Annotated in this window: 10 protein-coding genes; 5 read left to right on the top strand and 5 right to left on the bottom strand. The window is 57.0% G+C overall.

The genetic code is table 11. The features are described from left to right. The 4 genes from JQ575_RS42790 to JQ575_RS42775 all read right to left on the bottom strand — a co-directional run. Positions 1-715 (bottom strand): tetratricopeptide repeat protein (locus tag JQ575_RS42790; RefSeq protein ID WP_212039155.1); only part of this gene is annotated, 715 nt, incomplete at its 3' end. After that, the gene (locus JQ575_RS42785; RefSeq protein ID WP_212039154.1) at positions 712-1,230 is read right to left on the bottom strand and encodes a DUF3592 domain-containing protein; all 519 of its coding nucleotides are present in this window, start codon (positions 1,228-1,230) and stop codon (positions 712-714) included. The genes JQ575_RS42790 and JQ575_RS42785, both read right to left, overlap by 4 nt. 513 nt (positions 1,231-1,743) lie before the next feature. Beyond that, a complete protein-coding gene (locus JQ575_RS42780) occupies positions 1,744-3,039 on the bottom strand; it encodes a sodium:proton antiporter (protein WP_249167295.1) in 1,296 nt (431 codons plus the stop codon). 143 nt (positions 3,040-3,182) lie between these two features. Continuing rightward, a complete protein-coding gene (locus tag JQ575_RS42775) occupies positions 3,183-4,274 on the bottom strand; it encodes a glycosyltransferase family 4 protein (protein WP_212039152.1) in 1,092 nt (363 codons plus the stop codon). Positions 4,275-5,959: 1,685 nt separating this feature from the next. Between JQ575_RS42775 and JQ575_RS42770 the strand changes: the two genes are divergently transcribed. The 5 genes from JQ575_RS42770 (at position 5,960) to JQ575_RS42750 (ending at position 10,398) form a co-directional block, all read left to right on the top strand. Continuing rightward, complete coding sequence (locus JQ575_RS42770; RefSeq protein ID WP_212039151.1) at positions 5,960-6,334, top strand: BlaI/MecI/CopY family transcriptional regulator; 375 nt, start codon at positions 5,960-5,962, stop codon at positions 6,332-6,334. Beyond that, a complete protein-coding gene (locus tag JQ575_RS42765) occupies positions 6,335-8,050 on the top strand; it encodes a M56 family metallopeptidase (RefSeq protein WP_212039150.1) in 1,716 nt (571 codons plus the stop codon). Beyond that, on the top strand, positions 8,035-8,193 hold the full coding sequence (locus tag JQ575_RS42760; protein WP_212039149.1) for a hypothetical protein: 159 nt from the start codon (positions 8,035-8,037) through the stop codon (positions 8,191-8,193). Before JQ575_RS42765 ends, JQ575_RS42760 begins: the two co-directional genes overlap by 16 nt. A 58-nt stretch (positions 8,194-8,251) precedes the next feature. Beyond that, positions 8,252-9,190 carry an ABC transporter substrate-binding protein gene (locus tag JQ575_RS42755; protein ID WP_212039148.1) on the top strand — a complete coding sequence of 313 codons (939 nt, stop codon included), beginning with the start codon at positions 8,252-8,254 and terminating at the stop codon, positions 9,188-9,190. Between the two features lie 224 nt (positions 9,191-9,414). Next, positions 9,415-10,398, top strand: a complete 984-nt coding sequence (locus JQ575_RS42750) for an ABC transporter substrate-binding protein (RefSeq protein ID WP_212039147.1) — start codon at positions 9,415-9,417, stop codon at positions 10,396-10,398. Positions 10,399-10,981: 583 nt separating this feature from the next. On the opposite strand, the gene JQ575_RS42745 is transcribed toward JQ575_RS42750, so the two are convergent. Next, positions 10,982-11,344: hypothetical protein (locus JQ575_RS42745; protein ID WP_409364892.1), on the bottom strand; the 363-nt coding region annotated here is incomplete at its 5' end.

Genomic DNA, 11,344 nt, shown 5'->3' with positions numbered 1-11,344 from the left:
AGCGCTTCAGCGCGACCAGGGCTTTACCGTGCAGCAGGCCAATGTCGGCGTGCATCTTCTGCCTTGAAAAGGTGGTGATGGCCCGGGTGGGGCGTGCCCGCGCAATGTTATGAAGGGCCTCATCGGGGCGGCCGACCTGCAGCAGGAAGTCTGCCCGGTTGATAAAGTTGTAGACATCATCCGATTGCAGCCTTGCCGCCTGGTCGAGATCGGCCTGGCTCTCGGCGATTTTGCCACGTCGGACCAAGGCCGCAGCCCGGTTGCGCAGCGCGCCGGCGCGATCCGAATTGGTGTTCGCTAGAGCGAGCGCGCGGGTCGCGTCCTTGATGGCGAGATCGAATTGGCCAAACCCGCTGCGTATCGTGCTCCGGTTCAGCCAAGCGTCGACGAGAGATGGATTGTCTTCAAGGGACCTGTCGCAGCTCGCAAGTGCATTCCGATAGTCGTGCCTCAAGATGTAGTGATAGCAACGCGTGTAGTGGGCGGCGGCGCGTTCACCCGTCGGTATGCCGCGCGTATTGATGATCGCCATGCAGGCGCCAAGCGCGGCCTCGCCGTCTTTGTTGCGGCATGCGTCCCACAGCGCCGACCTCTCGCCAGGAGCCGCGGCAAACGCGCTAAGGGTGGGCAGCGAAACCAAGAGCGCCAGCAGGAATATCATGCCGCAGGCCGGCAGCAACAAGCGCCGATACGCAATCTGCCGGAGCGCGATCATGGAGTGGTCCTGCCGAAAGTGGCACTCCCTTCTGGCGCGGGCCGGCTGACGGCAGCCGTCGGCCGGTTGAAAACCCGCGATGCCCAGCTACACAGCGCGATCATGAATATCCCGACGGCGCAGAAAATCGTTCCGATGAAGCTCAGAATGATTGGCATCAACCAGAGTGACAGCAGGCTTCTGATCATGGCTGCGTCAGGTACTGCCGGGTCATAGACCACTGAGACGACCTCGCCGGTCCGGTAGGCCGGCGGATAGGTCCGAAGGCCGGACTGAAACTCGTGAGTTCCACCGTCCGCTGTCTCGAAACGGACAATCGGTGAGAATACGTAGCCCTTATCGTCGCTGTCGCGCATGCGCACCATCTCGACCACCACGCCCTCCACTTCGAGGGTGCGTGCGAGCCAGCTCTTCGTACTCCAGACCGACCAAAAGGCTGCGACAAACAGCAGCAGGCCAATCGGGATCAGAACGAACTTGCCAAGGCGGTTCAGAAAGGTCGTCGGGTCTTCCATCGACTGGTCCTGCGGCAGGTGCGGGGCGGTCGTTTGACTGTATCTGTCTGAAGGGAAGCCGAAAGGTTCAATGAGCAGCCCGAGTAACTCGGAGCGGATTTATCGGTCCTGACGCGCCTGCGGGGAAGGAGGCCAACGATACAGACCATTCCTAGCAAGGGCCGGTGCGCGGTCTTCCGGGTGTCGGGCTCGCTTGAGGCAGGATCGACGAGACGGGGAAACCCGGCGAGATCGAACAGGTAGAAAGAACAAGCGTACCGGGGTATTCCGGGCCGCGTCGTCTCCTCGCTGCGCTCATGCGGGCTCGTTCAGCTGTTGCGTGCCGACGAGGTGAACGATGAAGTAGCGCATGTCTGCTTCCGTCGCGCGGTCTTGACCTTCAGAGGGTTAGGCTGTGTGACAGTTTTCGGCTCATTAGTAATCTGCTTTTCATCAAAGCGCTGGCTGGGGGAGCGTAAGGGAGTGGAACGAACGTTTGAATCGGTAATAGGCCAATAACTCAGAAGCTGTAATCTAATCACTGCTCCGCTCGCGCTGTCGTTTGGCAAGCTTCTTCGATTCCATAGCGGCGATACCGCGCCGTTGGCGTCGATCGATCAGGCGCATCATTGGCGTCACAGTTACGCCATGCAATACAATCGAGATGAGTATTATGAATGCCGCTGTACTCCAGACTACATCGACCTTGTCAAAATTTCCCTTTTGGAGCGCGTATGCCAGATAGTAAATAGATCCTAACCCTCGGATACCGAAGAAGCTGATGACAGCACGTTCGGTCGGAGGACAAGTCGTTCCTGACAAACACAACCAACCAGCTAATGGACGCACGAGAAAAATTGCGAGTACGGCGTAGCCAACTGAACTCCACGTAAGCGCGTTAAAAAGTCCGCCACTCGAGATGGCTCCCCCGAACCCAACAAGCAAGAGCATCATCAAAAGACGCTCGAGCTGCTCGGAAAAATCATGAAGCGTTTGGTGATATTTATGATTACGCTCTGCGGCCCGTAGAGCCAAGCCCGCAACGAACACTGAAACGAAGCCGTAGCCGTGCAGTGCTTCGGCAATTCCGTAAACGGTCACCGTTATTCCAAGCGCAACAAATCCGTCTCCAGTCCGCGAAAGTTTGGCTCGGTTCGGCATTCGAAAAACCAACCACCCCAACGCATAGCCAAGGAGCACGCCGATCCCAACCCCGACGGATAAACGCAAAATTACTTCGATGCCTAACCACCGGAGCAACCAAGGTTCGCCGGTGCGTCCAGCCTCGGCCATTGCGATGGCGCACATTACAAAGGGGAATGCCAGTCCATCGTTCAAGCCGGCTTCGGACGTAAGGGCAAATCGAGTATCATCTTCCTCCCCCGATTTCGGAGGTCCGACTTGCACATCGCTTGCTAAAACTGGGTCGGTGGGAGCAAGGGCAGCGCCGAGCAGCAAAGCTGTTGCTGCTCCTAAGCCCAACATCGTGTACCCGAGCCACGAGAGTGCAAGAATCGTAACAGGCATGGCTATTGCCAGAAGGCGCCATGTCATCATCCATGACCGCCATCCGATCTTACGATCGATCTTGAGAGCTGCTCCCATCAAAGAGATTAAGATCACCAGTTCCGTAAGCCGTTCGACCGCCGGCAGTGTGACATCAGGGCGCGGAACGTAGCCAGATAACGGAGAGGCGAAAACAGCGGCACCGATTCCGACGCAAGCTATTGGCAGGGAGAGAGGCGCTTCACTCAGAACCATCGGCAGCCAGGCAGTCAGAAGCACTAAAGCCCCAAAGCCGATCAGCAACAGAATGTAGGAGTCACCCAAAGTTGTTCCGCCCATATCTAACGGGAACGATTATTTCCTCACGGTTCGAACCTCTCACTTGGTAACGGCTGATCCTAGAAGACTTCGGGATCTCTTTGATCTTGGAATTACTTTACGTGAATCGATCGACATGAGCTTGGCTATCATGACGGGCACGGATGTGATCCTATAAGGTTCCGGATCGGCAGAACGTTCGGGGGTTTGCGCGATCCGCCCGAAATCAGCTTCTGGTATTGCCCCTCGTATTCGCCCGCCATGCGGCGGGAGGAGAATCGTTGCTCAAAGCGTTGGCGGATCACCTTTCTGTCCAGGAGCCGGATTTTGCTTACCGCCGCAACGGCATCTTCCTCACTCTCGACGATAAAGCCCGTCACCCCGTTTTCGACAACTTCAGGCACCGAGCCTGAGCGATAGGCGATCACGGGCGTCCCGCACGCCATCGCCTCAATCATGACCAGGCCGAACGGCTCCGGCCAATCGATCGGAAACAGCAACGCAATCGCATCGGCTAGAAATGGCTGCTTCCTGGTTTCGTCAACTTCTCCGACGAGTTGGACTTTTTCGCCGTCGATGTGATGTTCGAGGCGCTTCTTGAAGTAGACGGTCTCAGCTCGCGGTATCTTGGCGGCGATACGCAACGGCTTTCCAGCGGCGCGTGCGATGCGGATCGCGTCTTCCGGCCCCTTCTCGGACGTCAAGCGCCCGAGAAACGCCAGATAGGATCCTTGTTCGAATGAGGGTCGAAGGAGGTTAACAGGAAGCCCGTGCTGGATCGTACCAAGCCAGTTCGCTCCCAGTAGCGGCAGTCGTTGATGATCGGAGATCGAGATTAACCCGGCATTGGGGAACTCGCGGATGACGTCGGGCAGTCCAGGAAGGTCCAGCCGGCCGTGCATGGTCGTGAGAAACGGCACCCCCAGCCGGCCAAGCAATGGAAGGGCAAGCCAGTCGATGTGAGAATGGATCACGTCGAATTCGGCTGCCCGTTTCGCAACCGCTTCCAGCAGGACAGCGCAGGCCGAATTCGGATCTACACCCTTGCCGCCGAGGCGCAGCGCTCGTGGCCAAACCGGATGAAGCTTGCCGCGGGTCCTGGAATCACCGCTTGCGAAGAGGGTCACGTCGTGACCTTGGTCAACGAGCTCATCGACCAACCAAGCAACGACCCTCTCCGTACCCCCGTATAGCTTCGGGGGGACGCTCTCTGCCAAAGGTGCTAGTTGGGCAATACGCATCCAAATTAACCTAAGTACCAAAGACTGATCGTAGCCCTATCAAAATCGCCGCAGAAAGAAGCTGTGAAACAGCGACCAGGGTCCAACTTGGTCTTGCGGTTTCTACTATGCCTCTAAGCATTTCTTGAAGTCGGTTCACCACTCATCCTTTGGAAAGCGTTCGAGATAAGCGAGCCCAAAGCACGTCAGCTCCTCGGCGTTGCTCTGCCGCGCCTCCGACCTTCCTTGCAGATGGCGCTCAAGCAGGCATCGCTGGCCGTCCCGCGCGTCAACGCCGCGGTGTGTAGCCAAGTAAACGGTCCAAGCTACACCGGCAGCCGTTCGGACTTCATCTCCCATCTCGAGCTCCATCAAGACGACGTTGGAAGGCAACTCGAATTGTGTCGGAAAGTTGCATATTTTTCCCGATAATTACGTTCTGAAGGTGCGGAAGTTGTCGACAGGCGCGGAGGAAACATTTCGCAACACGCGCTGCGTGTCTTGATGCAGCAAGCACCCTACGGCGCTACCGTACGCGCTCATCGGGAAACAGGCTCGTGAGGCAGGTGCGATTGCTCGTGTACGACAAGGCAAGGCTTAACCTTAGATGCGCGTTGTTAAGCTGTGAGGGAGCGAAATGATGGTCCTCAATTTAGCCGTTTCGGAGCGCTCGCGACGAGTTCATCATTGCCGCAGCTGGCCGACGATTTCCACCTCATTTGCTTAGCGATAAGCTGATACGAGTCACAACAGCAACCCACTTTCGTTCTTCTACAGCGGGATAGTTTATCATTATGCAATTCATGTATCCGCTTGCTCGGTTACAGCGGTTGTACCAAGTGCGTCCATTCCGAACGCTGGAGACCGCAAAAAATCGCGGCGTTACTCGCTTGTACTGAATGTTCGCTGGCGGCCGCCTCTTGGCCAGAAAGGTGGCAGGTGAATCATTGTCAGGGTTAGGGACAGACTGCACCGTCAAATCTGCCCGGCGGTCACGCGTAAAGAAACGCCGCCCGACGCCGCCCTCCGGTGGGCCCACGTCTTCTGTGAAAATATCTACTGGAATGTCCACATTGGCTCCGGTGCTAGGAATTAGGTATCTCTGCCATTCTGCGCTTTCCGCGAATCCCGCGGTTGGAATTAAGCTAAGAAGCAGGGCCGCCACAGAGCGATTTGAGCACATCAGGTCTCTCCAACCACAGCACAGGGCGCGGGTACATTTTCCTGAACACGGGCTGTGCATAATGAGAAAGCGGAACGCCGCCCGTCGGTTCCTGATAAGATGCTCGCGGTCCATATTAATTCTCGTGAGATGCACTTCCCGGCGCTCAAACTATTCCTATTGACCCTTTGGCTTTCAATCAAAGTGCGCCTATCCCAACCTTGAGAGGGCTGCGTTTTCGATAGGTACCGACATCTCATTGGTCAGCACTTGGTTGCCGTCCATCTCAGGCCCACGAAGCAAGGTAGGTTATTGATATGGCGCTCGTGGCGGTTGCCCGAGATAAAATGCTATTAGCGGGCCGATGCATGACGCGTCTCGGGCGACCGCTTGTGCCAGAAGCAAACTCCCTCCAGTTGAGCTTTTGACCTAAAGGCGAATTGAGCCCAGTGCGGGTGCCAATCGCGCGCTTACTACTATATGCATAGTTGACAACTGACAGCGAGCGCGACATTATCTACTATGGATCTAGTAGGAGCATGGGATGGACGTCCAATTCACTGATCGAGAAATCGACGTCATGGAGGTGCTTTGGGAGCGCGGTCCGTCCCTTGTCGCGGAAGTTCAAGCGGCACTCCGAGACGAACTGGCGTACACCACCGTGCTAACCATCCTACGGACGCTCGAAGGCAAAGGATATGTGAGCCGCGCGCCGGAGGGCCGTGGCCACCGATATTTCGCCGCTGTAAAGCAAACGGCCGCGCAAAAAAGTGCCCTGCGGCACCTGACACGCAAGCTCTTCAAGGGATCGGCCGAATTGCTCTTCGTCCATCTGGTTTCGGATCAGAGGCTCAGTGAAAAGCAGATCCTAAACATGCGCAAACTTTTGGAAAGCAGGTCGGACACGGGGGAGGCTTAAATGTTGTCCTGGATGCTTTATTCCATCGTTGTGAGCCTGCTGATGGGCTTGGCCGCCCTCGCGCTTGAGCGTTCGGCGCAGATTCGACAGAAGCCGGCGCGCTGGCTGTGGGGTACGTGTATGATTGCTTCTCTCGCAATCCCCTTCATCCCTTCCAAAGTGTCGGTGGTGCAGATCCCGGCGACGTATGCCGACCGGGCGACATCTTCCGAAATACTCACGCCCCCGCAAACAACAGCAATCGAAACGCCGCGGTTCACGTTGCCGATCATTGGCGCCAATCAAATTCCACTATCTAATGAAGCGTCGAAGCTGCTGGACTGGACTTGGCGTATGGCTTCAATGGCTCTTGCTCTGGTTATCCTCGCCAGTGGCGCTCATTTGTCGTGGAGACGACGTCGCTGGGACCGCGGTCATATGGCCGGGACGGCCGTCTATATATCGGAGGATTGCGGTCCCGCCGTTGTCGGGTTTTTTCGTCCATATATTGTCGTGCCGCGTTGGCTGACAAAATTATCTCCCGACGAGCAAGAGTTGGTAATCGCGCACGAACGGTCCCATCTCGTCGCGTACGATACCCAACTACTGACAATCGCAGTCTGCCTTCTCGCCTGCATGCCTTGGAACCCAATGCTCTGGTGGCAACTGCGGCGGCTCCGTTTGGCCATTGAAATCGATTGTGATGCCCGGGTCCTGAGCCTCGGCTACCCCGTTGCACGGTATAGCGAGACCCTGATCGCCGTCGGTGAAAGGCAGTCTGCAAACTACGCCATGACAATGGCCAGGTACGGATCGAAGTCATTCCTGGAGCAAAGGATCCACAATATGCTGCGGAAAAAGAACAGACCCGCTCGGGTGTCGGCGCTGGCCTTGGCCTGCCTCGGCGTTGGCTTGGCCGTTTGTGCAGCCGAAGTCGCTCCCCCCAAGGTCGACATCGTCGGCAAGACTTCGAACCAGCAAATATCCGTAGATCCCCAGTTGCTCCAAGCCAAAGGACAGTCGGACGTCCAGGCTTTGCGAAGTCGCATTCTCCTCATGCAAGCCGAGGGCATCGCTGACAAGCTTACTCAGTTCATCAAGGAGAGTCAGAACCAAGTCGGCTGGATCACGCAGCTGCCGCCGACGGCAGGTTCCGATCCGCTTCGTTTCGACGCGCTGCGGCTTCTTCGTCTGGCTCCTGCTATCACCGAGCTGTCGCGCCTCGACGCCGAAGGCAAGGAGCTCATGAAGGTATCGCGTTTGGCTATGGACGTGGTTGGCAGCGGCACTGACTACTCAAAGGAGGCGAAATTCACGGAGACGGTGGCAAAGAAGATCTATTACGGGCCGGTCTACATGCGCCGCGAGTCGGAGCCTTATATGACCTTGGGAATGGCCAGTGGGCGCTCGGATGCCGGCGTGAGCGTCGTCGAACTCAATCTCAAGCTAATGTGGGACATGGTACAGCACACCAAGGTCGGCGATGGAGGCCTTGCCTATGTTGTCAACGCCGAGGGTCGCGTCATCGCGCATCCAGATTTTGGCGTGGGTAAGTCTTTGCGGGATGTGTCGTCTCTTACTCAGGTGCAGGAGGCCCGCACGACACCTTCGACAGGGTCGGTCCGCGTGGCGCGTGACATGAACGATCAAGAGGTTGTGGTGGTTCACACGCGCGTCGCTGGGCCCGGCTGGCTGGTATTTGTGGAGTTGCCGATCGGGGAGTGGACAAAAAATTGAAGCGACCAGGCGCGGCGCCCTACCAGGCGAACCGCCGATCGGGTAAAAATCGTGATCCATTTCCTATTATCCCGCCGCGCATTCTTGCTCGCGCCGACGAGGTGATCGAACAGGCCCATCGCCATGTCAACTTCTGGCAATAAGGGAGCTCGTCGCGTGAGGCGTAGGGAGTTCATCGCAGGTTTGGGAATGACTGCTGCTATGACCACACAGGTGGTCCGAGCGCAGCAGTCGGGCGTGCCGGTAGTGGGGTTTCTGAGCGCGCGCTCGCCCAATGAGGCCGCCGTTCACACCAATGCTTTTCGCCGTGGACTCGAAGAGATGGGATATATCGAGGGTCGTGACGTCACCGTCCAGTATCGCTGGGCAAACGGGGACTATAGCCAGCTGCAACCCCTTGCCGCCGACCTAGTCCGCCAACCGCTTTCACTGATGGTCGCGGGTGGTGATCCGGCTGCACAAGCAGCGAAGGCGACGGGCTTTGAGGCGCCGCTCGTCTTTGTCGTCGGCCAAGATCCAGTGCAGGCGGGGCTTGTAACGAGCATGAACCGGCCGGGCAAGGCCACGGGCGTCAACTTCTTTACGGGTGATCTAGGTGGCAAGCGTTTGGAGCTCCTCTACGCGATGGTACCTTCGGCGCGCGTCGTAGGGTTGTTGCTCAATCCGCGTTTTGGTACGGAAAGGGCCGAACAGCATCGGCAGGCAGTAGCCACCGCAGCTCAGACGCTCGGCTGCGAGCTGGTCGCGCAGGCGGCGACAACGGAAACCGAGATTGAGGCAGGTTTTGCAGCGCTGGTTCGGGCGGGTGCTACCGCCCTAGTGGTGCAGAACGATCCATTTTTTGATAGTCAGCGCAACCAAATCGTGGCGCTCTCGTCCACTCACCGGATGCCCGGCATTTTCCACATCCGGGAGTTTCCGGCGGACGGCGGGCTAATGAGCTATGGCGCAAGTCTCTCCGATACCTACCGCCAGGTCGGGGTATATGCCGGGAAGGTTCTTCGTGGCGCCAAACCGAATGACCTTCCGCTTCTGCGGCCGACAAGGTTCGAAATGGTCATCAACATGAAGAGCGCCAAGACACTTGGCCTTGCCGTTCCGCAATCCATTCTCATCGCATCCGACGAACTGATCGAATGAGTTTTCCGTATCTTCTGGTAATTTTCGGACTTGCACGACGGTTCTGACAAGTCAGTTCTCAGGTGCGAAGCGGACTTCGCGCAAGGCTGCATTGACTCCCGAAAAATGACCCGAACCGGATTGGGTCGCGGCGTTATCGGTCAATTTGATGGCCCTTTCTCACTCGCGGACCCGTCGCAAAGTGTTAGGCTTTGATATCGTCGGGGCGGTTCTCTGAGGACTTAATGAGACGACGCGATCTCATCACATTTTTTGGCGCAGCGGCCGCATGGTCGTTGGCTGTCTCGTTGAGAACCCCGGCCCACACCAAAGAGCCTCCTAAGATCATCATTCTCCACAGCGGATTTCCGAACCGCACACCGATCCATCTGCTGCTCGAGGCGCTTAGCAAACTTGGCTACGAGAAAGACCGCACGGCGACGATTGATCTTCTGGGCGGAGAAGGAGACGCCAACCGGTTGAACGCTCTTGTCGCACAGATTGGATCACAAAAACCAGACGTTGTCATCGCGATCACTTCGCCAGCGGTGGTCGCGCTCAAGGAGGGAAGGCTATCGGTTCCTGTCGTGTTCGCATTCGTACCTGATCCGGTCGGGCTTGGAGTTGTGGAAAGTCTCGCTCATCCCGGCGGTAATTTCACCGGCGTGACCTATAGCGAATCGGCGCTTGGCGGAAAGCGATTTGAACTGCTTCTTGATGCCGTTACGGGGACGACAAAAATCGCCGTATTCTGGAACCCCTCATTTCCGGGGCATGCTGATGCCCTAGAAAGTATCCGCCAATCGGCTTCGATTCGCAGCATAGAAGTCTTCTCGCGCGTGCTCAAAGGCGTAGAGGACCTGGAACTGGCGTTCGAGGATGCCAAGCGCGCGAGTGCCCAGGCCGCTGTATTTATGGCCGACAATGTGATGTTCGGAAACCGGAAGCTGGTCGCAGAAACTGCGATCAAGCATCGTCTTCCGACAATACATTCGTTTCCACCCGAGGTCCGGGACGGTGGCCTGATGTTCTACGGCCCGAGCAACGACGAGAACTACCGGCGCAGCGCAGCGCTGGCCGACCGGATTCTCAAAGGCGCGCGCCCAAGCGATCTACCGGTCGAACAGCCGACTAAATTTGAGCTGATCATCAACCTCAAGACTGCAAAGGCATTCGGCCTGACAATCCCAGAATTGTTCCTGCTTCGCGCCGATGAGGTGATCGAATAGGCGCGACAGCCGCGGCTGTCGGCGTTGGCATTTTGTTAGGTGGCGGCTGCGAAGCTGCAGCCAAATCGCCTCGAAGATCAACAATCTTGCCTTCAGACTAACTCCCCCTGCGCTCCCCGGGGCTAATCTCGAGGGTAGTTTGGCCTTTAGTTCAACAACTATTATAGCCGGAGCTTAACCTTGAGAGGGTTGAGTTCTAGATAGGTTGACTCAAACCGTGGCCCATCTGCTCGGAATTGAGTTGGCGCGCGGCAAATCGGCAACCGAACTCAGGGCATCCAAATAACCACGGGGCTTGCGAATGCCGCTAGATTCGTCCATCGATTGTTATGGAACATATTGTGCATGTGTCGCTCCCTAGGGGAGACGATGGGCAACTGCAGAAACCCTAATAAAACAACGACAAATCAGCTTGGCTGCTGCGCGAATGCTACCACCGGGAGCTACCACCAATCAACTAAGCCGCACAGTTGGTGGCTTCGGTCCGATCGGTACCTGCGAAGCTCTGTGTTATAGCTGGCTGTCACGTTGCGATTTCATGTCCAATTAATCCCACCGCGAGATAATGCGCAGGCATTGAAAACTAACTAATCAACGGTTGAGGAGGTGAGGGATCAGTCCAGGGTGCTTTGACGGCGCGCGCCCGCCTGAGGTCAGCTGTTTCGGCTCCCTCCTCAAACCAACGGCAGATTGGTTCTAGCAGCACCCGCGCCTCATCAGATCTTCCTAGGTTCTGCCAGAGTTCTGCAAGGGTCGTCGCGGCGCGTAATTCCAGGGATTTGGCGCTTTGACGGCGCGCCACTTCAATGGACTTCGTAAGATAAAACTCAGCTTCGCTTACCTTCGATGGGTTGAGCGTTAAAAGAATTTGCGCTCTTTGCCGATGCAATTCTGCTTCCCATGATCTGCCAGTCACGTCACCGATGCTGGCCAGAGTCCTCTCGAC

This window comes from Bradyrhizobium sp. JYMT SZCCT0428 (assembly GCF_018131075.1).
Taxonomy (GTDB): Bacteria; Pseudomonadota; Alphaproteobacteria; order Rhizobiales; family Xanthobacteraceae; genus Bradyrhizobium.
The sequence above is the reverse complement of the archived record's forward strand: the minus strand, read 5'-3'. Positions and strand labels throughout refer to the sequence as shown.